Source organism: Methylomagnum ishizawai (assembly GCF_019670005.1).
Lineage (GTDB): Bacteria > Pseudomonadota > Gammaproteobacteria > Methylococcales > Methylococcaceae > Methylomagnum > Methylomagnum ishizawai.
In genome coordinates this window covers 3,971,729-3,997,373 of record NZ_AP019783.1, presented here as the reverse complement: position 1 = coordinate 3,997,373, position 25,645 = coordinate 3,971,729, and the positions used below count along the sequence as shown (strand labels likewise).

19 protein-coding genes are annotated in these 25,645 nt (G+C 62.8%); 11 read left to right on the top strand and 8 right to left on the bottom strand.

What is annotated here, in order from left to right:
• Nucleotides 1-39 precede the first annotated feature (39 nt).
• A complete protein-coding gene (gene rapA / locus K5658_RS18000; protein ID WP_221064469.1) occupies nucleotides 40-2,871 on the bottom strand; it encodes an RNA polymerase-associated protein RapA in 2,832 nt (943 codons plus the stop codon).
• Between the two features lie 583 nt (nucleotides 2,872-3,454).
• On the opposite strand from rapA, the gene K5658_RS17995 reads away from it, so the two are divergent.
• The 3 genes from K5658_RS17995 (at nucleotide 3,455) to K5658_RS17985 (ending at nucleotide 5,775) form a co-directional block, all read left to right on the top strand.
• The gene (locus tag K5658_RS17995) at nucleotides 3,455-4,741 is read left to right on the top strand and encodes a hypothetical protein (protein WP_221064468.1); all 1,287 of its coding nucleotides are present in this window, start codon (nucleotides 3,455-3,457) and stop codon (nucleotides 4,739-4,741) included.
• A 63-nt stretch (nucleotides 4,742-4,804) separates the two neighbouring features.
• The gene (locus K5658_RS17990; protein WP_221064467.1) at nucleotides 4,805-5,209 is read left to right on the top strand and encodes a hypothetical protein; all 405 of its coding nucleotides are present in this window, start codon (nucleotides 4,805-4,807) and stop codon (nucleotides 5,207-5,209) included.
• A 14-nt stretch (nucleotides 5,210-5,223) separates the two neighbouring features.
• A complete protein-coding gene (locus K5658_RS17985; RefSeq protein WP_221064466.1) occupies nucleotides 5,224-5,775 on the top strand; it encodes a GNAT family N-acetyltransferase in 552 nt (183 codons plus the stop codon).
• A gap of 7 nt (nucleotides 5,776-5,782) precedes the next feature.
• Here K5658_RS17985 and K5658_RS17980 read toward each other — a convergent pair whose 3' ends face one another.
• Entirely contained in the window at nucleotides 5,783-7,255 is a 1,473-nt protein-coding gene (locus K5658_RS17980) for a sigma-54-dependent transcriptional regulator (protein ID WP_221064465.1), read from the bottom strand.
• 174 nt (nucleotides 7,256-7,429) lie between these two features.
• Here K5658_RS17980 and K5658_RS17975 point away from each other — a divergent pair, with 174 nt between their 5' ends.
• On the top strand, nucleotides 7,430-8,095 hold the full coding sequence (locus tag K5658_RS17975) for a PspA/IM30 family protein (protein ID WP_221064464.1): 666 nt from the start codon (nucleotides 7,430-7,432) through the stop codon (nucleotides 8,093-8,095).
• Nucleotides 8,096-8,101: 6 nt separating this feature from the next.
• Nucleotides 8,102-9,352, top strand: coding sequence for a hypothetical protein (locus K5658_RS17970; protein ID WP_221064463.1), 1,251 nt, complete (start codon nucleotides 8,102-8,104; stop codon nucleotides 9,350-9,352).
• A gap of 82 nt (nucleotides 9,353-9,434) precedes the next feature.
• Here K5658_RS17970 and K5658_RS17965 read toward each other — a convergent pair whose 3' ends face one another.
• Both K5658_RS17965 and K5658_RS17960 read right to left on the bottom strand, forming a co-directional pair.
• Nucleotides 9,435-10,238: a hypothetical protein gene (locus K5658_RS17965; protein WP_221064462.1), complete on the bottom strand. Its 804-nt coding sequence runs from the start codon at nucleotides 10,236-10,238 to the stop codon at nucleotides 9,435-9,437.
• 132 nt (nucleotides 10,239-10,370) lie between these two features.
• Complete coding sequence (locus K5658_RS17960; protein ID WP_221064461.1) at nucleotides 10,371-12,008, bottom strand: cytochrome P450; 1,638 nt, start codon at nucleotides 12,006-12,008, stop codon at nucleotides 10,371-10,373.
• 128 nt (nucleotides 12,009-12,136) lie between these two features.
• Here K5658_RS17960 and K5658_RS17955 point away from each other — a divergent pair, with 128 nt between their 5' ends.
• Together K5658_RS17955 and K5658_RS17950 are read left to right on the top strand one after the other, a co-directional pair.
• Nucleotides 12,137-12,739: a nuclear transport factor 2-like protein gene (locus K5658_RS17955; protein WP_221064460.1), complete on the top strand. Its 603-nt coding sequence runs from the start codon at nucleotides 12,137-12,139 to the stop codon at nucleotides 12,737-12,739.
• 16 nt (nucleotides 12,740-12,755) lie between these two features.
• Nucleotides 12,756-13,394: a histidine phosphatase family protein gene (locus tag K5658_RS17950; RefSeq protein WP_221064459.1), complete on the top strand. Its 639-nt coding sequence runs from the start codon at nucleotides 12,756-12,758 to the stop codon at nucleotides 13,392-13,394.
• Between the two features lie 6 nt (nucleotides 13,395-13,400).
• Here K5658_RS17950 and K5658_RS17945 read toward each other — a convergent pair whose 3' ends face one another.
• The 4 genes from K5658_RS17945 to K5658_RS17930 all read right to left on the bottom strand — a co-directional run bounded on the left by K5658_RS17945 (nucleotide 13,401) and on the right by K5658_RS17930 (nucleotide 17,022).
• Nucleotides 13,401-14,414 (bottom strand): sensor domain-containing diguanylate cyclase, encoded by a 1,014-nt coding sequence (locus tag K5658_RS17945; RefSeq protein ID WP_221064458.1) that lies wholly within the window; start codon nucleotides 14,412-14,414, stop codon nucleotides 13,401-13,403.
• Nucleotides 14,415-14,458: 44 nt separating this feature from the next.
• Nucleotides 14,459-15,880: a PhoH family protein gene (locus tag K5658_RS17940; RefSeq protein WP_221064457.1), complete on the bottom strand. Its 1,422-nt coding sequence runs from the start codon at nucleotides 15,878-15,880 to the stop codon at nucleotides 14,459-14,461.
• A 115-nt stretch (nucleotides 15,881-15,995) separates the two neighbouring features.
• On the bottom strand, nucleotides 15,996-16,460 hold the full coding sequence (locus K5658_RS17935; RefSeq protein WP_221064456.1) for a peroxiredoxin: 465 nt from the start codon (nucleotides 16,458-16,460) through the stop codon (nucleotides 15,996-15,998).
• 13 nt (nucleotides 16,461-16,473) lie between these two features.
• Nucleotides 16,474-17,022, bottom strand: a complete 549-nt coding sequence (locus K5658_RS17930) for a glycine cleavage system transcriptional repressor (protein ID WP_246628487.1) — start codon at nucleotides 17,020-17,022, stop codon at nucleotides 16,474-16,476.
• A gap of 185 nt (nucleotides 17,023-17,207) precedes the next feature.
• On the opposite strand from K5658_RS17930, the gene dapA reads away from it, so the two are divergent.
• The 4 genes from dapA (at nucleotide 17,208) to K5658_RS17910 (ending at nucleotide 25,576) form a co-directional block, all read left to right on the top strand.
• The gene (dapA, locus tag K5658_RS17925) at nucleotides 17,208-18,083 is read left to right on the top strand and encodes a 4-hydroxy-tetrahydrodipicolinate synthase (RefSeq protein ID WP_221067022.1); all 876 of its coding nucleotides are present in this window, start codon (nucleotides 17,208-17,210) and stop codon (nucleotides 18,081-18,083) included.
• Between the two features lie 8 nt (nucleotides 18,084-18,091).
• Entirely contained in the window at nucleotides 18,092-18,826 is a 735-nt protein-coding gene (gene bamC, locus K5658_RS17920) for an NlpB/DapX family lipoprotein (protein WP_221064455.1), read from the top strand.
• A gap of 189 nt (nucleotides 18,827-19,015) precedes the next feature.
• Entirely contained in the window at nucleotides 19,016-22,894 is a 3,879-nt protein-coding gene (purL, locus tag K5658_RS17915; protein ID WP_221064454.1) for a phosphoribosylformylglycinamidine synthase, read from the top strand.
• 255 nt (nucleotides 22,895-23,149) lie between these two features.
• Nucleotides 23,150-25,576, top strand: coding sequence for an EAL domain-containing response regulator (locus K5658_RS17910; RefSeq protein ID WP_221064453.1), 2,427 nt, complete (start codon nucleotides 23,150-23,152; stop codon nucleotides 25,574-25,576).
• The last annotated feature ends 69 nt before the right edge of the window (nucleotides 25,577-25,645 follow it).

Here is a 25,645-nt window from a genome sequence, read left to right as displayed (position 1 = left end):
ATCCCGGCAACGGGGGGGTATAGCCATGGCGGGCGATGGCTAGGCCGTTATAATCACCCGCACCGCGTCCAAGCGCAAATTCGCCGCCTGGATGCAGGCGTTCATTTCCAAAGCTTCTTCCTTGATCCGCTCCAGTTCTTCCTTGCGGACGTTCGGGTTCACCCGCTTCAGGGCCACCATGCGCTTGAGTTCGCGGGTTTCCGCATCGACCATGCGCTTGGCGCTCTCGGCGACGAGGTGGGGGAGCTTGGCCTTGGCCTCGCGCTCGGCCAGGGCCAGGAGTTGGGTGATGAGCTTGCGCTGGCCCCGGATCAGTTCCACCGCCTGCTCGCGGTCGAATTGGCGCGGCTGGTCGATCAGGCTGTCGAAGGGCAGGACGCCGAGATTGTCGCCGGTCTGGTCGTAGAGGAAGCGCAGCAAGGTGGGCGGGAAATAGCGCCCGATCCTGAGGCGCTTGGGCGCGGTGCAATCGACCAGGTAGAAGGCTTCGACCAAGAGCTGCCCTGGGTCGAGGTCGGGATGGCGCACCACGCTGAGGGCGGCGTTGCCCTGGCCGCCGTTGACGATCAAGTCCATCGCCCCGCGCACCATCGGGTGTTCCCAGGTCAGGAACAGCATGTCCTCGCGGGCCAGGCCGATGCTCCGGTTCAAGGTGACGGTGGCCCCGTCCTCGGTCAATTCCGGGAACTGGGTGCGGAGATGCTCGCCTTGTTGGAGGATGTGGCAATCCTCCGAGTGTTCCTCGACATTCACCCCGTAGACATCGAACACCTGTTCCAGATAGGGCCAGAGCTTGTCGTCGGCATCCTCGGCCTGGACCAGGGCCACCAGCCGTCCGGCTTCCTCGTTGCGGCAGGAGTTGAGTTCCAGCAAACGGTCGCGGCCTTGGTGCAGGGCTTGTTGGATCGCGGCGGACAGGTGGGCGGCATCGGCGATGAGCGCGTTTTCACGCGCCGGGTCGGGGCGCAGCAGCAGGTCGGTCAATTCCCCGCGCAACCGGGCGAACACGGCGGGCGCGGCCGGATTGGGCTGGGCGAAGGCGTTCAAGCCCTCGTGATACCAGCGGAACAGCAGGTTTTGGGCACCGCCCTCGAAATAGGCGGCATGGATGCGGATGGTGTCCGCTTGGCCGATGCGGTCCAGGCGGCCGATACGCTGTTCCAACAAATCCGGGTTCAAGGGCAGGTCGAACAGGGCCAGATGGTGGGCGAACTGGAAATTGCGGCCCTCGCTGCCGATTTCCGAACATACCAACACCTGCGCCCCATCCTCCGAATCGGCGAACCACGCCGCCGCCCGGTCGCGGGCGACGATGCTCAAGCCTTCGTGGAACGCCGCCGCCTTGATCCCGGCCACGCGCAGGGCTTCCTCCAGGTCGATGGCGGTCTGGGCCTTCGCGCAGATCACCAGCACCTTGGCCGGGCGCAGCTGTTTCAAGGTCCGGGTCAACCAGGACACCCTGGGGTCTTGTTTCCACCAATCGCCCGCGTCTTGCGGAAACAGGGTTTCCGGGTGCAGGAACGCGGCGGGGTCGGTGCCGGGCAGGCCGCGGTAGGCCGCGGGCAGGGGCAGGGCGTGGCCCAGGAGTTCGCGGGCCGGGAAGCCCTGCACCGTGGCGCGGGTGTTGCGGAACAGGATGCGGCCCGTGCCGTGGCGGTCGAGCAGCAATTGGATCAAATCCTGGCGGGCTTGTGCCGCCGTTTCCGGCTGGCCGAGCCGGGCGAAGGTTTCCTCGGCCAAATCCTGGGTGATGAGGGCTTGGAGCCGGGCCAGGGTGCTGAGGTCGAGCTCCGGGTCGTCCAGCAGGTGGTTGATGACATCGGCCAGCGCCTCGTATTCGCGCTCTTCTTCCAGGAAGCGCTCGTAGCTATAGAAACGGTCGGGGTCCAGCAGCCTGAGCCGGGCGAAATGGCTTTGCTTGCCGAGTTGTTCCGGGGTGGCGGTCAGCAGCAACAGGCCGGGCGAGACCTGGCCCAGCGCCTCGACGAAGGTGTATTCGGGGCTGGCTGTTTCCTCCGACCATTCGAGATGATGGGCCTCGTCCACCACGCACAAATCCCAGCCCGCCGCCAGGGCGTGCGCCCGGTGGCGCGGATCGTTGGCCAGGAAATCCAGGCTGCACAGTACCAACTGCTCGGTTTGGAACGGATTGTCCTCGCCGGTTTCGTCGTAGCGCTCCTCGTCGAACAGGCTGAAGCGCAGGTTGAAGCGCCGCCGCATTTCCACCAGCCATTGATGCAGCAAGGGTTCCGGCACCAGGATCAGCACCCGCTCGGCCCGGCCCACCAGCAATTGATGGTGCATGATGAGGCCGGCTTCGATGGTCTTGCCCAAGCCCACCTCGTCGGCCAGCAGGACGCGGGGGGCGGCGCGGCGGGCGACTTCGTGGGCGATATAGAGCTGGTGGGGGATGGCGCTGGTGCGTCCGCCGCACAGGCCCCGCACTTCCGATTGTTCCAGGCGGCCCAGCAGGTTCAGGGTTGCGTGGCGCAGGCGGAAAGTGGCGGAACTGTCCAACTGGCCGGTGAACAGGCGGTCCTGCGGCTTGTTGAATTGCAGGAAATGGTTGAGTTCCATTTCTTCGAGGCGGGCCGGCGCGCCGTCCTCGTCGGTGCCCTCGTAGGTGAGGATGCCCTGTCGTTCCCGCACCGCCTCCACCTTCATTTTCCAGCCATCGACGCTTTCCACGGTTTCGCCGGGGTTGAAGCGGACGCGGGTGAGCGGGGCGTTGTTGGCGGCGTAGGTGCGCCGTTCGCTGCTGGCGATGAAGAGCATCGTGACGCGGCTGTGTTCGACGGCAAGCACGATGCCGAGTCCCAATTCGGGTTCGGTTTCGCTGATCCAGCGTTGTCCGGGGACGAAGTCGGGCAAGGTCTGATCCTCCAAGGGCTTAGGGGTGGCGAAGGGGGGAATTGTAGCAGAGGGGGAGGGGAGGGCTTGGGTTCATCGTGGGAGTGGGACCGGGCCGGGTGGGTATCCATGTCCACCATCTACGAGAAACAGCCCGGCGCGGATGCGCCGTATGTTTCCAAACGATGCGGGATAAAGCCAAAATAGACAGGAATTATCATTTTTTCTTTCGTTGTCATGGATCGGTGCGCTATGATCCGACAATAACGGAGACAGAAATTACCTACATGTCACTGAAAACACCATATGGTCCCTATCTTGGGGAAAGCGCCATGCGGACCATTCCAGCGGGGCTGATTTCGCCAGCGGCGGCGATGCCCTGTGTGTGTCTCTGTTCAAGGTTTAGAGCCATGGAGGGCGTTATGCGGCGTATGTCGATTGGGTTTGGCAGAATTATTTGCGGAATTAGGCGGTGTATTATTCGGAAGAGGGAAATTGGGGTGAGACTTTAGTTTTATACGGCTCGTTCTTTGTAGGATAGGGCTGAAGTTAATTTCCGGTGTTCGCCGGGAGGCGCATCTTCGTGTTAATTATGGAGGTTGTTATGAATGCTCTTTTGAAGCTGATTAAATCGGTGGTCGAATATCTCTCGAAATTACATCGTGCGCAGTCATCGGAGGATGGAGTTGGCGGGTTAAGTATAGGGCCGAAAAACAGCAAAATGATTATGGCTTTGATCTTGACATTGATGGTTGCCTTGATTTTTGTGTTTATTGCTCAGTTTGTCGTTGGCTCTAAAAATAGTACTGAGTGGCAATTAGAGTTATCCGCTTTGAGGCAGAATTTAGATAAAACGCTAGGCGAACTAAATTCATTTGAAATGCATATTAAGCAATCCAAAAACCAAATTGTAGATACTAGTCGTGATGGCGGTGCTGGTGATAGAAATGGTGATGCAGGCGATGAAAAAATTACCGAAGCTAGGCTGGATGAGTTGGATAAGGCTATGCAATCGATTAATGTCCATCTTTCGGAAATTGATAAGGATTTAAGCAATCTCAAGGTAAAAATAGGTAGTTCTGATAGGGATGGTTTTAAAGTGCTCATCAAAGAAATCGAAGCGTTAAAAATAGATATTGAAGGGATAAAAATGCGGTTTGAGTCTTTGGCGGCTCAAGGTGAAAGTATAATAGCACCCCATGGCTCTGAAATCCTAGCGCAAAAAATATTGGCTCAAAGCATTAGGCAACCGTCTTGCCAAGCTGGAGGCGAAACGGTAAGTGCCAGTTTGGTCGATGTAAGAGATGGCCGAAATCAATTTTCTATAGCGTTTGATACCAAGATAAAAATAGATGCGCAAGTAAACTTCGAAAGAAGTGAATACAAGGCTGATAAAATAATACAGAGGGCTTGTTTGGATAAGATACTTGATGAATTTGTTAGTAAGGCAAAATGTATTTATGGAAGACTTATGTATACTAATATAAGTATTATTAGATCAACTTTTGAAGGTGCGGCTGACAATTACAGAAAAAATCCGGTTACGAGATATAGATACGAATACGGAGTTGTCTCTATTTCGGGTGATGATGTTGATATAAATGGACAGCCCACAAGGATTCACATGGAAAATAATCATGGTGTTATGAATCATGAATTAGCTCTTTTGCGCGCTCTTTCGATATATCATGAACTCAGAGCGAAATCAAGCCAGTTTCCTATGCTTTACGATGTTCTAAATGTATCTAATATAAAGTATTCTGCGAGAACTTATCCAGATAGCAACGAAGCACTACGCTACGGTGGAGTTAAATTCACGTTGAGCATGATGTCTGATAAGCAAATAGCTAATAGATCTGATATCGGGGGCTTGAAAGAGTGCTATCCATAAATTATGTTCCTCTCCAATTCATTCAGATTTAATCTATATACTCAACCCAGAATCGGTATAACTATGAGCGTCGCCTACTACCTATCGACGGAAACAAAAATCGACGGCCTGGATATCGATGATTTCGGCGGCAAATGCCTTGCCAAAGCCGACGATCATTTCGAGAAAAACGTCTATGGCCGCTTGGGTATCCAACCGCTGTTGGAATTCATGGGCGACGATCCCCGCGATTTGTGGGATGGGGACGCTTTCGACGACATGGAGATAGACCCGGCCATGTTGGCGGAACGCTGGTTCGCCCCCGAGGCGGGATTGCAAACCATAACCGCGCTGATGGCCTATTTGCAGGCTAACCCAGGGATTGTGGCCGGACAGGCGGATGTTTTGGAGGAATTACAGCAAATCGAGCGTATGCTATTGGCTTGCCAAGCGCACGGAATCCGCTGGCATTTGTCGATGGATATATAGTCCATGTGCCAACCATGACCCATCCCATCCACCTCGAAACCCCACGCCTCCACCTCCGCCCCTGGCTTCCCGCCGACCGCGTTCCCTTCGCCGCCTTGAACGCCGATCCCAAGGTCATGGAATACTTCCCCGCCCCGCTGTCCCGCGCCGAAAGCGACGCCCTGGCCGATCGCTGCCAAGCCTTGATCGAAGCGCGGGGCTGGGGTTTCTGGGCCGTCGAGCGCCAGGACGGCGGCGGATTCATCGGCATGGTCGGCCTGCACACGCCGGATGGGCTGCCGTTCCCGCCCTGCGTGGAGGTCGGTTGGCGGTTGGCGTTCCGGCATTGGGGCCGGGGTTACGCCACCGAAGCGGCGCGGGCGGCGGTGGCTTTCGGGTTCGGGACGCTGGATTTGCCGGACATCGTGGCTTTCACCGCCGAAACGAACCTCCGTTCCCGGCGGGTCATGCGGCGGCTGGGGATGGCGGAAGCCGGTGGTTTCGACCATCCCAAGGTGGCGGAAGGCTCGCCCCTCCGGCGGCATCGTCTTTATCGGTTGTCCCGCGCGGACTGGGAAACCGCTTGAAACCGCCTTACGCCTCCGGTTCCCCCATCCCGATATAGCGCTTCACCGTCCGCCGGTCCAGCCCCGAGCGCCGCGCCACTTCCTCATAGGTCCGGCACCGCCCGTACAAGCGCGCCAGATACCCCGCCAGCAACTCGTCGGCGGTCAGCCCGCCTTCCGCCACCCGCCGCAGGAAACCATCCGGCGCGGCCCGCCCATCGGCCTCGTAGCGCCCGGTCAGGCAGATACGCCGCACGCATTGCTCCAGTTCCCGCACATTGCCCGGCCAGGGATAGTCGGCGGGCACCGAGGCGCGGGTGCGTTCCTCCACCCCGTCCACCAAGGCCAGTCCGTCGGGACCGAAGGTCCGCACCAGGATCGCCGCCACCATCAGCCGCAATTCCGCCGGGTTTTCGGCGATGCGCTGGCGCAGCGGCGGCAGCGCGATCACATCGGAACACAGCCGGTAGAAGAAATCGTCGCGGAACCGCCCCTCCGCCCGCAATCGGCCCAGGTCGCGGTGGGTGGCGGCGATGACCCGGCCATTGAATTGCTGTGGCTCGCGTCCACCCACCGGGGTGAACCGGCGTTCTTGCAGCACCGTCAGCAGTTTCAATTGGATCAGCGGTTCCACATCGCCGATCTCGTCCATCAAGACCGCGCCGTGGGCGCTGCACCGGGCCAGCACGCCCTGGTGGTGGTCGATGGCCCCGCTGAACGCGCCCTTGCGATGGCCGAACAACTCCGATTCGATGACGCCGGGCGGGAATTGCGCCAGGTTGATGCCGACGAAGGCGCGGGTATAGCTCTCCTTGAAACGCCGGGTCTTGGGATCGTAGGGGATGAAGCCGGAATAGCCGATGGCGCGGGCGGCGGCGGTCTTGCCGGTGCCGGTCTCGCCCAGCAGCAGGGTGGAAAAATCCTCCATCCGCCCCACCAGGCAGCGCAGATACCAATCCGGGCGGAAGGTGAAGATGGCGTTCCACAGCCGCATCCTGAGTTCCACCACGGCGGGGCACAGGCCGACGATTTCGCGCTCGATGCAATGGAAGCCGCGCCGTACTTGGTAGAACACGCCCAGGTAGCGGGCGCGGGCTTCGGCGTCCAGGCCCAGGCCGGCCAGTTCCGCCCACAGCGCGTCGGCGAAGGGCGGGGCCAGGGGTTCCGCGCTCTGGGCTTGGCGTTCGATGAACTGGCCGAACTCGTCGCGGAAGGCGTGGTAGATGCGGAACAAACCCACCCATTGCAGGAGGCGGGCGTCTTCCGCCGGGTAGCGGTCCGGGCGCAAGCGGCCATCGGGGTCGAGTTCGCGCACCCGGCGCTCCACTTGCTCGATGGCGAGTTCCAAGGTCCGGGCCGGGTCCGCCGGGGCGCGGGGGTCGATCCCGGCGATGCGGCGGTCCAGCGCGGCCCGCTCCGGCCCGAAGGGATTGGCGAACACCGCCTCCGCCACCCAACCGAAAAATCCGCGCTGCGCTTCGCTCAAACGTAATCCGGCCATGAAAACCCCCGTGCTTTTTATGCTAGGGGCATTGTGCGGAAAATGTCGGTCCAGGCCAAGCCGACGAGCCTATGGGTTCATCAAGCTCTTGATTGGTAAGGGTCAATCGCCGCGCATCGGGCTGGCACGCCGACTGCCTTAATAGGCTTGTCACAATCACCCGAGGCATCCCCCATGAACCCCTTCAGACGCATCTTCGTCAGTGTCAAGGCGCAACTCAACGAAGTGGCCGGCGATTTCGAGAACCACGAAGCCGTGGCCGACGCCGCCATCCAGGAATTGGAAAAGCTGGCCGCCACCACCCGCGTGCGGCTGGGCCGCCTCGACCGCGAACTGAAAACCCTGGACGAACGCCACGCCGCCCTGCGCAAGGACGCCGCGCTTTGGGCCGAACGGGCGGTGCGGGTCGCCGCCGAGGAAACGCGGGCGCTGGAATGCGTGCGGCGGCTGGAAGCCGTGGAGCGCGAGGCCGGACAACTGGCCGTCTCCCTGCGCGAAACCCAGGCGCTGCGCCAGAAAATCCGCGCCGAACTGGACCGCCAGACCACCAAGCTGGAAGAAGCCAAGCGGCGGCGGACCTTGCTGAGTTCGCGCCAGTTCCACCTGGAATATGCCCAGTTGTCCGACCCGCTGGGCGGCACGGAGGCGGTCGATGCCGTGTTCGACCGCTGGGAAATACGGCTGGGCGCGGTGGAGCCGGACCTGGCCGCGGGCACCGGCTACGACGATCTCGCCGCCGAATTCGAGCGCACCGAACAGGCCGAGAGTTTGCGCCGCCGTTTGGCCGGCCTGGTCGCCGCCTCCAATCCCTCCCAATCCAACACCGAAACCGGGGAGTAATCCGCCATGAAATCTTACGACATCGAATCCCAGGACCGCCGGGAATCCCCAAACTACCGGCCCGGCTTTTACCTGCGCCTGCTGGGCACCACCATCCTGCTATTGGCGATGGCCGATTTCCTGGTGCAGGGCTTGAACGGCCTCACGCCCAATTACCGCTACTGGATCATGCCCGGTTTCTCGATGTTGCTGACCTTGTGCGGGCTGGTCTGCGGCTATCTCTGGCGCGACCACAAGGGGGCGCGGCTGTTCTTCGCCCTGGCCGCGGCCTTGGTGCCGGTGCAGTTCACCCAACTGGGCGCCTTGTTCTATGCGCCGCCCGCAGAACTGGCCGGGTCGGCGCTGCTGTTGGGCGATTTGGCCCTGAGCCTCGGGGTCGCCCTGCCCGTGGCCTATCTGGCGTTTTCCATCCTGGCCAAGCCGCGCCGGGCCAGCTTGTTGACGGAATTGTTCCTGGGCTGCGCTTTGTTCTTGATCCCGAGCCGCGAGCCGGAGGTCGTGGCGGCGCTGTGCCTGGGGCTGTTCGGCTTGCTGCGGCTGGGTTGGTCGCGGCAGCGGCAGGACGCCTTGATGCAGGCGGGCGAGGGCGTGGCCGCGCTGGCCTTGGCGCATTTGCCGCTGGTCATCCTGGTGGGGCGTAGCGCTTTCCTGCCCTGGTCCTGGATCACCACGGCGGCGCTGTTGACGATCCTGGCGGTGCTGTTGTTCGTGGATGCCGCCAGGGCCGGTTTGCTGGGTGGCTGGGCGGAACCCATGGGCGCTTTGGCCGCTTTCCTGGCCTTGAATGGCCTGCTGTTGGCGCTGCCGGTCGGGGTGGGCGGGTTCGGCGGCTGGACCGCCCATGCCTTGGGTGGCGCGGCGCTGTTGTTCGCGCTGGGGCAGAAATCCCTGCGCCAAGGTCCGGCCTTGCGCGGTCTCGGCACTTTGCTCGCGTTGCTCGGTTGCTTCCTGTGCTTGGCGGTCCGCCGCGACCATGCCGCCGCCATGTTGTTCCTGGCCGTGGGCACGGCCCTGGTCTATGCCGGGATCGCTTATCGGCAGCGTTGGGTGTTGTTCGCGGGGATCGTGGGGTATCTGGCGGGGGCGATTTTCTACGCCCGGTTCACGGTGCAGCTTTATGAAGCCAGTCCTTGGCTGACCATGACCGGCCTGGGTATCGGCATCCTGTTGTTCGCCTCCTTCCTGGAGAAGCAACGCAAGCCGCTGATGGAATTGGGGCAGCGCTGGTGGCGGACGGTGAATGCTTGGGGGCGGTGAGTTTGGGGTTGCGCCAGAGGGGTTTGCGGGATGTGGCGTATTGTGAAGATGGCTGTTTTCAGGCCCGACGCATCCTGCAGCCTTATGGTTTTTTCGTGCGGTTACAACTTTTTACGAAAACATGGTTTAACTCGTTTGGGGCAAGCGAAATTTTCCAGTTCTGAGCATCCACATGATATTCAAGTATGTCAATATCTACGGGCGGAGCGACGATTTTTGAATCGCTGGTTCCTGGACAGCGGTGGACATGTTGCCTTACTTTAAAAATATAGAACAATTCTCCATTCTCGATCCAAAAGCGTTCTTTAAAAACCGCGATTTCATTAAAAGTACACTCTTGGTTTGATGCCTTGGCTACTATATCACAGACTCTGGCTTTGGCTTCTTCCGGTTTTAATATTCCAGGACTAAACCCGGTTTGGCCTTGATACTCTTTGTCGCCCTCGCATATACGAAGTTCCCCGATTAATGGATATTTCATTTCTGCTATTTTGCAAAGGCGTATCCCATTATTCTCAAGTACAAGGTCGTAAAGGAGATCAGGGCCATCTCCTATTTTTAGTTGTTCGTTTAGCAAATTACTCAATCCTGACGAGGGCCGCTCAAGGATGATATCTGAGTTGAACTTTAAAATATTGCCCTTGGTGTCTACGATGAATATATGGTATAGCCATTTATTTCCTTTTTTGGTTATTATTTGGGCGGCATCAACTGTTTCATCAATTCCTTTGGCTCGATATATTAACTTCAGAGGAATGCAGTTTCTATAGGGGCTGTGCCATTGAAGTGCGACTATTGATGGTTCTTTGCATATTTTATCGTCAGGTATTGCGTGGCAGTAGCTTACGCTAAAGAAGAATAGTATAAATATGAGAAAGCATGGCATAGAGTTTTCCTCATAATGTATGGTGATGCATCGGCGGCGATGCGTGATTATATATTGAAATGGTGCGGGCGCTTCATGCGGCGGAATAGCATGCCCGCGTACTCCGCCGAATGTGGAATTTCGGCCATGCGCTCAGTGGAACGGACAAAGCCCACCCTCGGCTTCCCCGCCCTCGATCTTGATCGCCCGCGTCGGGCAATACCGCTCCGCCGCCCTGAGCTTCTCCAACAACTCCGCCGACGGGTGTTCGTCCAGCACGGTCAGCTTGCCTTTATCATCGACCTGGAATACTTCCGGCGCTTCCGTCATGCAGTTCGCATGGCCCTTGCACAAATCCCAATCGACCACGACCTTGAGCCGGTGCCGATTTGCTTGGGCCGCATCCGTGGCCGTTGCGGTCGCCGCCGTCCGCTCGGCCTGGGTCTTGCGCCTGCGGTAGCGCACCAAACACGGGGAATTCGGCTCCACCACCATCTTGGTGTAATCGTCGCGGTAGCTCTCGGGCGGGTTGACCAGCTCGAACTCATAGCGCCGCAGCAATAGGCTGAAAATCGCCTTCAACTGGAACAGCGCGAAGGCGTTGCCCGAACATTTATGCCGCCCGCCGCCGAACGCCTGCCAGCCGTAGAGGTTGCGGTCCTCGCCGCGTTCCGGGGTGTAGCGATCGGGGTCGAAGCGTTCCGGGTCGGGGAACAACTCGGGAATCCGGTGGGTCACGGCGGGCGCGGCGCAGACGAATTTCCCGGCCGGGATCAGATAATCCCCGACCTGGAAATCCTTCATCACCTTGCGGATCAACAGGATCAAGGGCGGATGCAGGCGCAGCACTTCCTTGATGACATTTTCCAACCGGGGAATCTGCCGCAAGGACTCGAACGTCACCGGCCCGTCCTCGCCGAACAAGGCGTCGAGTTCCGCCACCACCCGGCGCAACTCCTCGGGGTGGCGCAGCAGTTCGATCAACACCCAGGCGGCGGTGCCGGAACTGGTGTGGTGGCCCGCGAACACGGCGGCGGTCAGCATCCCGGTGATCTCGTGGGAACTGAGCTTGCTGCCGTCCTCGTAATGGGCGTCGATCAGCATTTGGAACACGTTGGTGCTTTTTTCGCTGCTTTGGGCGCGTTTTTCCATGATCTGCGCGACCAAGCCATGTAGCCGCACCCGCGCCTTGTCGCGGCGGCGGAAGATCGGCAAGGGCAGGTTGGGGAACACATAGGCGATGGGCTGGATGCTGTGTTCCAGGTCGCGGTAGATTTCGGCGAATTCGGCGCTGAGTTCGTAGCGGAATTCCGGGCCGAGTAAACAATGGCTGGCGGTGTAGATGGTCAGTTCCTTGGTGAATTCCAACAGGTTCAAGTCGCCGGAGCCGCCCCAGTCGCGGGTCATTTGTTCGACCTCGCCGACGATGACCTCGGAATAGGTCCGCATCGGCTTATCGCGCAGGGCCGGCATGAGCATTTGCAATTGCTCGTTCTTGCGCGGGATGGGCGCGTCGAACACCACGCCCTGGCCGAAGATCGGCGTCATCAGCTTATAGGCCGGGCCTTGGTCCAGCACCTCGTCCGGGGCGCGGTAGAACGCCTCGCTGGCCTCGGCCCCGGTCATCAGCACCATGTCCTGGTGGAACATCTGGAATTCGGCGATATCGCCCAGCTTGGCCCTGAGCCGCATCATGAAATCGTGGGGATTCTTGCCGAAATCGGGGATATGTCCGAGCAAGGGCAGGGCACCCGGCAGTCTGGGCGGGGCTTTCGGGGGGCGTTGGCTCATGGGGGGCTCCGGTTGTTTTGAGGCCAGGAAAAGGGCGCGGCATCTTAGCATCGATGCTCGATCCCGCCGCAATCGTCGGCGAAATCCGGTATCTTCCCGTTCCTTATCCATCCACCGCAGGAAACCCTATGCCCGCCTATCCCCGCGCAGAACTAGAAGCCATGGTCGAACGCTGGCTGGCCGCCAACCAGCGATCCGAAACCGAGGGCGATTGGATCAAACACCTGGGCGCGATGTACGCCGAGGACGCCGAATACCGCTGGAACATGGGACCGAACCGCGAATTCATCGCCCGTGGCCGCAAGGAAATCGAGGAATGGGCCTTGGGGGCGCATATGGAAGGCTTCGAGAAATGGCGCTATCCCTACGACAAGATCATCATCGACGAGCAACAGGGCGAGGTGATCGGGATTTGGCGGCAGGTCGCGCCGGTCCGGCGGGCCGATGGCGGCGAATACGAAGTCGCCGGGGTCGGCGGCTCCTGGTTCCGCTACGGCGGCAACGGCCTATGGGCTTGGCAGCAGGATTTCTTCGATCTCGGCAACGTCAAGGCCATGTTCATGGAACTGGCGGCGGATGGACAATTGGAGCCTTCGGTCAAACAGCGCTTGAAAAAACTGGCTTGGGGGCAGAAATTGCCGGGCGTCTATCCGCTGCACGCCGATCCCGGCCTGGGGCAGAAGCTCAAGGCCGTGGGCGCGATGCTCAGGATCGTATTGCTCGGCAAGTAATCCACGGAGAAACACCATGGCTCTCAACCTTTATCTACTCAGGCACGGCGAAACCGAATCCAGCCGCACCGGCGGCTTTTGCGGACGCTTGGATATCGAGCTTAGCCCCATCGGCCAGCAGATGGCGGAAGATTTCGCCCACGGCTACCGCGACCATGTGTGGGCCGGCATCTATGCCAGCCCCATGCGCCGGACCCGCGCCACCGTGGAACCCTTGTGCCACCTGACCGGCGCGGTCGCGGAACTGCGCGATGGCCTGCGGGAAATCGACTATGGGGCCTGGGAAGGCAAGACGGCGGAAGAGGTGCGGCGCGAATACCCGGAGGATTATCTGCGCTGGTTGGGCGATGCGGGCTGGAACGGCCCGACCGGCGGCGAGCGCGGGATCGACGTGGGCCAGCGGGCGCTTTCGGTGGTGGACGATATTAGGGCGCGGCATGCTTCGGGCGATGTGCTGGTGGTGTCGCACAAGGCCACGATCCGGGTGTTGCTCTGCCAGATGTTGGGCATCGACGTGGGCCATTACCGCGACCGCATCGATACCCCGGTGGCTTCCCTCAGCGTGGTGGAATTGCGCGACCACGGGCCGTTGTTGCGGCGCTTGGGCGACCGCGCCCACTTGCGGCCCGAACTGCGCGATTTGCCGGGGACTTGAGGCCGCTCAGGCCGGGAGGCCGGCCTTTTTCTCGCGCTTGGAACGGTACATCGATTGATCGGCCCGGTCGATCAACTCGTCCGGTTGGTCGCCATCGTCCGGGCAGATCGATACGCCGACGCTCGCGCCGAACCGGATGGACTGGTTTTCGAAGTTGAAGGGCTGGCCGCAGCGCTCCGTGAGCCGGCACACCGCTTTCAAGGCGCAGTCGCGGGTTTCGACCGGTGCCAGGATCAGAGCGAATTCGTCGCCGCCGAGTCGGGCGGCGGTGTCGGAATGGCGGGCCTCGGCGGCGATGCGCTTGGCCATCTCCTTGAGGGCGGCGTCGCCGACGCGGTGGCCGTGGTGGTCGTTGATGGGCTTGAGCCCGTCCATGTCCAGCATCAGGATGCCCAGGCGGCGGCCTTCCCGTTTGGCCTGGGCGATGCTGTGGCGCAGGCGGTCGTAGAACAGCGCCCGGTTGGCCAGTCCGGTGAGGGCGTCGGTGGTGGCCCGGCGGAACAATTCCTCGGTGCCGTATCTGGCGGCGTGGAACATCGCGGCGGACAGCGATTCGCAAACCAGGGAGAGCAAACGGAGTTGGCGTTCCCCGAAGGCCCCAGGTTGCGCCGCCAATACTTTCAGCGCCCCCACGGGTTGCCCCAGATGGATCAACGGGGCCGCGACCATGGAACGGATGCCGATCCTCAGGCAGGCGTCCCGGTCCACCCTGGGATCGGTGTCGCTATCGTCGCAGCGCAAGGCGGTGGCCGAGGCCACGCACAGGCCCGACAGGCTGGCGTTCCGCGCCAACCGCAAGCCCAGGGAGTTGGAAGCCCGCCCGGATACGGCCCGATACACCATCTCATGGCCTTCCGCGATCTCGATGACCGCGCCATCGGCCTGGGTCATGGCCTGGGCGCGTTCGGTGGCGAGGGCCATGATGGCCGGTAGGTCGAGGCCCAGTTTGATGAGTTCGGTTTGGGTGTGGATCAGGGCGAGCAACTGGTCGCGGGTGGGTTCGCTGGTGTTGGCGGTCATGTTTCGTGTTTCCGGTGGCATATCGGCACGCTGGCCGTGCCGGGCTACAAGGTGTCCGCCGCGAAATCCGCCAGCCTGGACCGCTCGCCGCGCTTCAGGGTGATATGCGCCGCGTGCGGCCAGGACTTGAAGCGGTCCACGGCGTAGGTCAGGCCGGAGGTGGTGCCGGTGAGGTAGGGCGTGTCGATCTGGGCGATATTGCCCAGGCACACGACCTTGGTGCCCGGCCCGGCGCGGGTGACCAGGGTTTTCATCTGTTTCGAGGTCAGGTTCTGGGCCTCGTCCAGGATGATATAGCGGTTGAGGAAGGTGCGGCCCCGCATGAAATTCAAGGAGCGCATCTTCACCCGGCTGGCGAGCAGGCTGCCGGTGGCGGCGCGTTCCCAGCTCGAACCGCCTTCGTTGTAGCCGCTCAGGAGTTCCAGGTTGTCCAGTAGCGCCCCCATCCACGGGGCCATTTTTTCTTCCTCGGTGCCCGGCAGGAAGCCGATGTCCTCGCCCAGCGGGATGGTTTCGCGGGTCATGATGATCTCGCGGTAGAGCTTGGCTTCCATCGACAGCGCCAAACCCGCCGCCAGGGCCAGCAAGGTCTTGCCGGTGCCCGCCGTGCCCAGGAGGCTGACGAAATCGATCTCCGGGTCCAGCAGCACGTTGAGGGCGAAATTCTGCTCGCGGTTGCGGGCGGTGATGCCCCACACGGCGTGCTGCGGCGACCTGAAATCGCGGGCCAGTTCGATCACCGCGCCGCCGGGTTCCAACCCGCGCACGATGGCCTCGAAACCGGAGTCGTCCGGCATATAGAGGAATTGGTTGACGAACCAGTCCCGCGCCAATGGGCCTTGCACCCGGTAGAAAGTCCGCCCGCGTTGATCCTGCCAGGATTCCAGCTTGCCACCGTGGGTTTCCCAGAAATCCGCCGGCAATGCCTGCGCCCCGCTGTAGAGCAGGTTGATATCGTCCAGCACCTGGTCGCTGTGGAAGTCCTCGGCCCGTATCCCCAGCAGCGAGGCCTTGATCCGCATATTGATGTCCTTGGACACCAGCACCACCTGGGTTTCCGGGTTTTCCTTGGCCAGGGCCAGGGTGGTGGCGAGGATGGAATTATCGGGCAGGTCGCCGGGCAGGCTTTCCGGCAGGGCCGAATCCATGCGCCGTACCTGGAAGAACAAGCGGCCCACGCAGCGCTCGTCGATGCGCCCGGCGTAATCCAGCCGGTTCAAGGCGATGCCGTTGCTGATGGCCTGGAAATCGGCCTGGTGGATGAGTTCGTCGAGGAAGCGGCTGGCCTGGCGGGCGTTGCGGGCGACTTCCGACAGCCCTTTCTTGGAGTGGTCGAGTTCTTCCAGCACGATCATGGGCAGGTAAAGATCGTGTTCCTGGAAGCGGAACAGCGAGGCCGGATCGTGCATCAGGACGTTGGTATCGAGGACGAAGAGCTTGCGGTGGGGGAGGGTATCGGCGGTCATCGTGGGGGAGGTTGCGTGGAAGGGGGTAGGATACGCGGTGCGTATTGCCAGGGGGGCGGATTCAGCCGCCCAGGGCCGGTGAAAAAGGCGGATGAACCCGCCCCCGCGGCGCTTATTAGGTGGAGAGTTCGCGCAGTTTGGCGAGTACGGCGGCGGCGTGGCCTTTGACGCTGACCTTGCGCCACTCGAAGGCGATGCGGCCTTCGGGGTCGATGAGGAAGGTGCTGCGTTCGATGCCCCGGACTTGCTTGCCGTACATGTTTTTCATGCGGATCACGTCGAAGGCTTGGCACAGGGCTTCGTCCGTGTCCGAGAGCAGCTCGAACGGGAATGCCTGCTTGCACTTGAAGTTCGCGTGGGACTTCAGGCCATCCCTGGACACGCCCAGGATATCGGCGTTCTCGCCCTGGAATTCCGGGTAGAGTTCGCTGAAATCCTGGCCTTCCTGGGTGCAGCCGGGGGTGCTGTCCTTGGGATAGAAATACAACACCAGGAACCGGCCCCGGAAATCCCGGAGGCCGAGGGTTTGATCGGAGGTGGCGGGGGCGGAGAAGTCCGGGGCGGGTTGGGCTGCGCTCATGGGGATTCGGGTTTCAACGTTTGACGGGTTCGAGGATGGCGTCGAGGTTCATCTGGTCGCAGAAATCGAGGAACTCGTCGCGCAGCGACACGATGCGCGTCCCGGCGGGAATCTTGACGATGATATGGGCCAGGAACAAGGGCGAGCCGGTGAAGGGCGCGGGATAGCGGCTGCTGGAAAGGTCGAGGATATCGATGCCGCGCTCGGTGAAGAAGTTGCCGAGGTCGTGGATATTGTTGATCTGGTCGGTGGCGTAGATATCCACGGCATAGGGCAGGGAGGTGTCTTCCTGGGGTTCTTCGCGCTCCTGGGCGCGGAGGGTGGCGATCTTGAGGCTGTAGCGGGTGGCGAGGCTTTCCAGGGAGTTTTCCAGCCGGACGATGTGGTTCCAATTGCCTTCCGCCAGCAGATGGGCGGCGAACTCGTTGCCCAATTCGGTCATCCGGCTTTCCAGGATCATGCATTTGCAATCCTTGAAGGCGCGGGTCAGTTCCACGACGAGGTCGGGGCGGTTCACGCCCAGCACGGTAACGACGAGCTGCATGGTGGTGGGGGTTCTCACGGGAGGGACTTCTTGGAAAAGGAAAAAAGTTTATCACCTTCATATCGCGAATGCCCCTGCCCATGGCCGTGGCGGGCGGGCCTTGGGGTGGCGGGTTTATGCCGCCCGGACGGGCGGTCGCGCGGTTGTCAGAGCCGGCCAGCGCACGGTAACATGCGGTTTTTGCCCGAACCCCAAAAGGCATGATGATTCAAGCTAGTATCGTAGCGTTGGTGACGCCCATGGAAGCGGACGGCACCGTCGATTTTGACAGTTTGGACCGCTTGGTCGAGTTCCATATCGAGCAAGGCACCGACGGCATCGTCGCCGTCGGCACCACGGGCGAGTCCGCCACCCTCGACCCCGAGGAGCATTGCGCCACCATCCGCCGCGTGGTGGAGCGGGTGGCGGGCCGGGTGCCGGTCATCGCCGGGACCGGGGCCAATTCCACCCGCGAGGCCATCGACCTCACCCGGAGCGCCAAGGCCATCGGCGCGGACGCCTGCCTCCTGGTCACGCCCTACTACAACAAGCCGACCCAGGAAGGCTTGTACCTCCACTACCGCGCCATCGCCGAGGCGGTGGACATCCCGCAAATCCTCTACAACGTCCCAGGGCGCACCGCCTGCGATTTGCTGCCCTCGACCGTGGCCCGCTTGGCCCCGATCCCCAACATCATCGGCATCAAGGAAGCCACCGGCAAGCTGGAGCGGGTGAAGGAAATCATCGAATCGTGCGGGCCGGATTTCCTCCTCTATTCCGGCGACGACGCCACCGCCCGCGAGTTCTGCCTGCTGGGCGGCCATGGGGTGATTTCGGTCACGGCCAATGTCGCGCCCAAGCTGATGCATGAAATGTGCGTCGCCGCGATGGCGGGCGCCGCCGAGACCGCCGCCGCCCTCGATGCCCAACTGGCCGGGTTGCACCGCGATTTGTTCATCGAATCCAATCCCATCCCGGTCAAATGGGCGGTCCATGAAATGGGCTGGATCAAGACCGGCATCCGCTTGCCCTTGACCTGGCTATCCGAAGGCTGCCGCGACACGGTGCGGGCCGCCATGCGCCAGGCCGGCGTGGTGTGAAAAAACCTATGAAGCCTATCCATCTCGGCAGGGTGCTGGCCCTCGCGGGCCTATGCGCGGGGCTGTCCGCTTGTGAAACCATCAGCGGTTGGTTTCCCGACAAGCAAAAGCAATACAAATACAGCACCGAAATCCCGCCGCTGGAAATCCCGCCCGACCTGACTTCCTCCACCATCGAGGACGCCGCCACCCGGAAGCTGTCCGAGCCGACGCAGGAAGAAACGGTGCGGACCCGTCCTGGCGAGGAGCCCGCGCCCGAGGCCGAACGTCCCGAGGAAGCCGAGCCGCCGCGTCCCGCCGCCAAACGCACCCAGTCGCCGGAGGTCGATTCGACCCTGGCCCAGAGTTCCGACAATGTGCCTTTGATCGAGATCGAAGCCCCGTTCGACCGCGCCTGGAGCGATGTCGCCAAGGCGCTGGGCCGCTTGGAGCTGGAAGTCACCGACCAGAACCGTTCCGAAGGCATGTACTTCGTCTATTATGGCGGCGATCAAAAACCTTACGAGGACCGCGGCTTCTTCGGCGACGTGGCGGCGCTGTTCGGCGGAGGCCAGGAAAAATCCAGGGAATACCGGGTCAAGTTGGAAGACAAGGGCCAGACCCAGACCACCCTGGTCTATGTGCTGGATTCCGATGGCAAACCCCAGGACAGCGGGCCGGGCTTCGAACTTTTGAAACGCCTACACGAAACCTTGAAAACCCTCGCCGAGTCGCCCAAGACGGGCGAAAAACCCGCCGAATAGCGGGCGGTGCCGGTTCCCCTGCCGTAGGAGCGGCCTCCGGGTCCGCGATGGCGCACCGCCATCGCGCCCGGAGGCCGCTCCTACAAGCGTTAAGGGGCTATGTTTTTGCACTGGGCAGGCCCACCTTGCCCTGTTCCACCCGCGCCCCGCGGGTTCTCCTCAGACTCAATCCTACTGGCAGGTCTAAGTATGATCCTCAGATTTCCCGGTCCCGCCGCGCTGTCGGAGTTTCGGCGCGTCAAATTGCTCGCGGATATGCAGGCCGTGGTGCCGAATGTGTCCGATTTCACCGCAGCCTATGTCCATTTCGCCGAGGTTGCCCACGCCCTGGACGAGGCCGAGCGCAAGGGCTTGGAAAGCGTCCTGCACTATGGGCCGGAAGTCAGGCCGGGCGATTTCGCCGATGCCTATTTCCTGGTGGTGCCGCGCCTGGGCACGGTGTCGCCCTGGTCCAGCAAGGCCACCGATATCGCCCGGCGCTGCGGCCTCGATGCCGTGCTGCGGTTGGAACGCGCCATCGAATACCGCATCCAGGCCAGCGGCGGCATCCCCATCAAGAAGCTGGACCTCCTGAAAGCCCTGTTGCACGACCGCATGACCGAGAGCGTGCTGGGCCATGGCCAGGAACCCTCGATCTTCCGCCACCGCAGTCCCGCCCCGGTCGAATTCATCCCGTTGTTGGAGCAGGGGCGGTGGGCCTTGATGACCGCCAACGGCAAGCTCGGCCTGGCCTTGTCGGAAGACGAACTGGACTATCTGGAACAGAGTTTCACCGCCCTGGGCCGCAATCCCAGCGATGTGGAATTGATGATGTTCGCCCAGGCCAATTCCGAGCATTGCCGCCACAAGATTTTCAATGCGTCCTGGATCGTCGACGACGACCTGCAAGATCGCTCCCTGTTCGGCATGATCCGCAACACCAGCCAGAAATCGCCCACGGGGATTCTCTCCGCCTACAAGGACAACGCGGCGGTGGTGGAAGGCTCGATGGCGCGGGTGCTGCTGCGCGACCCGGACAGCCTGGAATACGTCTACCGGGAAGAGCCGGCCCATTTGTTGATGAAGGTGGAGACCCACAACCATCCGACCGCCATCTCCCCGTTCCCTGGCGCCGCGACCGGCTCGGGCGGCGAAATCCGCGACGAGGCCGCGACCGGGCGCGGTTCCCACACCAAGGCCGGTTTGACCGGGTTCTCGGTGTCGAACCTCAGGATTCCCGGCTTCGTCCAGCCTTGGGAACAGGACCACGGCAAGCCGGGCCGCATCGCCTCGGCCCTGGACATCATGATCGACGGTCCCCTGGGCGGCGCGGCCTTCAACAACGAATTCGGCCGGCCCAACCTGTGCGGCTATTTCCGCACCTTCGAGCAGCCTGCGGCGGACGGGGCGGGGCTGCGGGGCTATCACAAGCCCATCATGATCGCCGGGGGCATGGGCAATATCCGGCCAGGCCATCTCGCCAAGGAAGCCTTGCCGCCGGGCGCGCCCATCGTGGTGCTGGGCGGCCCCGCCATGCTGATCGGCCTGGGCGGCGGCGCGGCCTCCTCGGTGGCGGCGGGCGAAAGCGCCGAAGACCTGGATTTCGCCTCGGTGCAGCGCGGCAATCCCGAGATGCAGCGCCGCTGCCAGGAAGTCATCAACCGCTGCGTGGCCCTGGGCGGCGACAATCCCATCCTGTCGATCCACGACGTGGGCGCGGGCGGGCTGTCCAACGCCGTCCCGGAAATCATCCACGACGCCGGACGCGGGGGCCGCTTCGAATTGCGCGAGGTGCCCAACGACGAGCCGGGCATGACCCCGATGCAAATCTGGTGCAACGAATCGCAGGAGCGCTATGTGCTGGCCCTGAAGCCGGAGGCGGTGGAGCGGTTCCGGGCCTTCTGCGAGCGCGAGCGCTGCCCCTATGCCGTGATCGGCCAGGCCACCGAAGAAGAACACTTGGTGCTGACCGACCGCTTGTTCGGCAACGAGCCGGTGAACATCCCCATGTCCCTGCTGTTCGGCAAACCGCCCAAGCTGCGGCGGGAAGCCAAGCACGGCGGCACCGCCCTGCCCGCGTTGAATTTCGAGGGCATCGGCTTCCCCGAGGCCGCCCGCCGGGTGTTGAGCCATCCGAGCGTGGCGGACAAGAGCTTCCTCATCCATATCGGCGACCGCTCGGTCGGCGGCTTGGTGGCCCGCGACCAGATGGTCGGCCCGTGGCAGGTGCCGGTCGCCGACGTGGCCGTGACCGCGACCGGCTTCCACGCCTATACCGGCGAGGCCATGGCCATGGGCGAGCGCGCGCCCCTGGCCTTGATCGACGCCCCGGCCTCCGGGCGGATGGCGGTGGGCGAGGCGCTGACCAATCTCGCCGCCGCCCGCATCGTGTCCTTGAAGAAGGTCAAGCTCTCCGCCAACTGGATGGCGGCGGCGGGCCACGGCCACGAAGATGCCGCCCTGTACGACACCGTGAAAACGATTGGCATGGAGCTATGCCCGGCCTTGGGCATCGCCATCCCGGTGGGCAAGGATTCCTTGTCGATGAAGACCGTGTGGAAGCAGGATGGCCGGGAAACCGTCATGTCCGCGCCCTTGTCGCTGATTATTTCCGCCTTCGCCCCGGTGGCCGATATCCGCGCCACGCTGACCCCGCAATTGCGCCTGGACGAAGGCCCGACCGTCCTGGTCCTTGTCGATCTGGGCCGGGGCCGCCACCGGCTGGGCGGTTCGGTGCTGGCCCAGGTCTACGGGCAATTGGGCAATGCCGCCCCGGATTTGGACGATACCGAGCTATTCAAGGCGTTTTTCGGCGCGATCCAGGGCTTGAACGCCGATGGGCTGGTATCGGCCTATCACGACCGTTCCGATGGCGGCTTGTTCGCCACCCTGTGCGAGATGGCGTTCGCGGCGCGTTGCGGCCTCGATATCGACCTGGCCGGTTTGGGCGGCGACACCCTGGCGGCGCTGTTCTGCGAGGAACTCGGGGCCGTGCTGCAAGTGCGCGAAGATCAACTCGATACCGTGATGGAACGCTTGGGCCGGGCCGGGCTGGGCGCTTGCGCCCATGCATTGGGCGCTCCCAGGACCGATGGGCGGATCGTCTTCCGCCGTGGCGACGCGATCTTGATCGAGGGCACCCGTGCCGGTTTCCAAGCGGTCTGGTCCGAGACCAGCTACCGGATGCAGGCGTTGCGCGACAACCCCGAATGCGCCCGGCAGGAGTTCGAGACCGTGCGCGACGAGGGCGATCCGGGGCTGTCGGCCAAGTTGGGTTTCGATATCCAACACGATATCGCCGCGCCCTTCTTCGCCCAGGGCCGGCCCAAGGTCGCGATCCTCCGGGAGCAGGGCGTCAACGGCCATGTGGAAATGGCGGCGGCGTTCGACCGGGCCGGGTTCACGGCGGTCGATGTGCATATGAGCGATATCCTCGCGGGCCGGGTCGGACTGGAGGGTTTCGTGGGACTGGCGGCTTGTGGCGGCTTTTCCTATGGCGACGTGCTGGGCGCGGGCGGGGGCTGGGCCAAGTCCATCCTGCTCAATCCCGAGGCCCGCGAGCTATTCCACGCCTTTTTCCATCGACCCGATACCTTTGGCCTGGGCGTGTGCAATGGCTGCCAGATGATGTCCCACCTCGCCGAACTGATTCCGGGGGCGGCGCATTGGCCGCGTTTCGTGCGCAACGAGTCGGAGCAATTCGAGGCGCGGGTGTCCCTGGTCGAGGTGCGCGAATCGCCCTCGATCCTGTTCGCCGGGATGGCGGGTTCCAGGATGCCGGTGGTGGTGGCCCATGGCGAAGGGCGGGCGGAGTTCTTCAAAAGCCCGATCAAGGCGATGAGCCAGAGCTTGGTGTCCTTGTGCTATGTCGATCACCGCGGCCAGCCGACCGAGGCCTTCCCGTACAACCCCAATGGCTCGCCGTTCGGCATCACCGGGCTGACCAATGCCGACGGTCGGTTCACCATCATGATGCCGCATCCCGAGCGCTGCTTCCGCACGGTGCAGAATTCCTGGCATCCCGGCGATTGGGGCGAATACGGGCCTTGGATGCGGATGTTCCGCAATGCCAGGGCCTGGGTGGGCTGATCCCCGCCCGCCTGGGTCCCCAAGTTCCGCTTGGGGACCCAGGCAGCGGGATGTTTGGAGTCCAAAGCTGGCTTTGGATGCCAGCGCCTGGGCTGTAATCCGGTCGGCTAGGTAATTTTGCAGTCTCGCACGGCGCGGATCCTCCGTGCTAAAAAAGCTTTACAAGCATAATCCACCGAACCAGCGTCCAGGTTCCCCCGGCCGGATAAACCGGCTTCCCACCCAATGCCAGCCACATTCGACAAGGATAGTCCGATGGCGATTTTCCCGAGCCGCGCCGTGCTGATGGCGGATGGCAACATACGGCGGCGTCATCTCCGCCGCAAAATCCTGAGCGAACTGGGCTGCCCGGTCATCGAGGCCGGCACTTGCCGCGAGGCCGTGCAGGCGGTGCGCGAGCGCCGCCCGTTCCTGCTGGTGCTGGGCGGGCGTTTCGGCGATGGCAGGCCCGAGGATATCTGCCGCCAGATCAGGACCGATGCCGCCGCCGCCCCCTGGATACTTTATCTCTCCGAACGCAACGACGGGGCCGCTGTCTCCGCCGCCGATGGCTATCTGGTCGAGCCGGTCAAGCAGGCCGAACTCATCAGCTACGCCAAGCTGATCCATCGCCTGGGGGAGGGCCTCGCCGTCGGCCATCCGCTGGGTTCCGAGGGCCGCTGTCTGCGGGAATGGGTCGAGGCCCTGCCGGTGGCGGCCTATGCCACCGATGCCGAAGGCCGCTTGGCCTTGTACAACGAGGCCGCCGCCGCGCTCTGGGGCCGCCGTCCCCGCGCCGGGACCGACCAGTGGTGCGGTTCCCAAGCCATGTACCTACCCAATGGCACGCCCTTGCCACACGAGCTTTGCCCCATGGCCGTGGCGCTGCGGGAACAGCGCCCGGTGCGCGGCCAGCGCATCGTGATCGAGCGGCCCGATGGCGGACGGGTGGCGGTGTTGCCCTATCCCACGCCGCTGCGCGATGGTTCGGGGGCGTTGATCGGTGCCTTGAACATCCTGCTGGAAGCCGACCCGGACCGCGTCGCGCCCAGCGCCCGGTTCTGGGCCACCGTGGCCGAGCATACCGCCGACGGTATCGTGGTGACCGACGCCGAAGGCACCATCGTCGCCGCCAATCCCGCTTTCCTGCGCATCACCGACCACGCCGAGCCGGAGGTGCTGGGCCAGAACCTGTTGCGGCCCCAGACCGGGCTGGGCGATTTGGCGTTTTTCAAGGAGGCCTGGGACGGGCTGGACGGCGGCGGCACTTGGCTGGGCGAAGTGTGGACCCGCACCGGCACGGGGCTGTTGTCACCGCGTTGGTTGGTCATCAACGCCGTGAAGGACGAGGGTGGCCAGGTGTTGAATTACATCGGCACGCTGACCGATATGGCCCCGGTCAAGCAATCCCTGGAGCGGCTGGAATATCTGGCCCACCACGATCCCCTGACCGGCCTCCCCAACCGGCTGTTGTTCCGGGCGCGGCTGGCCCATGCCTTGATCCAGGCCAAGCGCCTGCGCCAGCAGGTCGCCGTCATGTTCGTGGACCTGGATCATTTCAAGCAGATCAACGACGGCCTGGGCCATGCGGTGGGCGATGGCCTGTTGCAGGCGGTGGCGGTGCGGCTTACCGAACAGATGCGCGAGCAGGACACCGTGGCACGCTACGGCGGCGACGAATTCGTGGTGTTGCTGGAGGAACTCGCCAAGGAGGCGGGCATCGCCAACGTGGCCGAGAAGATATCCAAGGCCATGGCCCAGCCGTTCCAGGTGGAAGGCCATAGCCTGAACGCGACCGCCAGCATCGGCATCGGCCTCTATCCCCGCGATGGCTGGACCGTCGATGCCTTGCTCAAGAGCGCCGACAGCGCCATGTACCGGGCCAAGGCCGAGGGACGCAATACCTTCCGCTACCACAGCGGCGAGGTCTCGGCGCGGGTGTTCGAGCGCAAGATGGTCGAAGGCCAGTTGCGCCGGGCCATCGAGCGCGACGAACTGGTGTTGCATTACCAGCCGCAGGTGGAGTTGGCGGGCGGGCGGGTGGCGGGCCTCGAAGTCCTGGTGCGTTGGCAGCATCCCGAGCAAGGTTTGATCCTGCCGGAGCGCTTCCTGCCGCTCGCCACCGAGGCGGGCCTGCTGGAAGCCCTGAGCGATTGGGTGTTGCGGCGGGCCTGTGTCCAGGCCAGGGCTTGGCTGGACCAAGGGCTGGATTTCGGCAGGATCGCGGTGAACGTGAGCGGTGTCCAACTCCAGCGCGGCACCCTGGCGCGGGCGGTGCGCTCCGCCCTGGGCCATTCCGGCCTGTCGCCCAAGCGCCTGGCCCTGGAAATCCCCGAGTCCCAGATCATGGCCCAGGGCGAGCCGTGGCTGGCCCAACTTGCCGTCCTGGCCGATCTGGGGGTGGAACTCGCCATCGACCAATTCGGGATGCGCCATGCCGCGCTGCCCCATTTGATGCGCCTGCCGGTGTCCACGCTCAAGCTCGACCCCATGGGCGATCCCCAGGCCGATCCGCAGGATGCCGCCCAGGTCCGCGCCCTGATCGCCCTGGCCCATAGCCTCCGGCTCAAGGTCGCCGCCGCCGGCGTGGAGCGGGAAGGACAACGCCATTTCCTGGCCGAACAGCGCTGTGATTCGGCGCAGGGTTTCCTATTCGCCCGGCCTTTGCCCGCCCAGGCCGTCGCCGGTTTCCTGGCCGGATAAATCGGCGGCTTTCCCCCCTTGAAAAAATAACGGCCACCTCCATATCGGCGATACGAACGAAAGTGTATC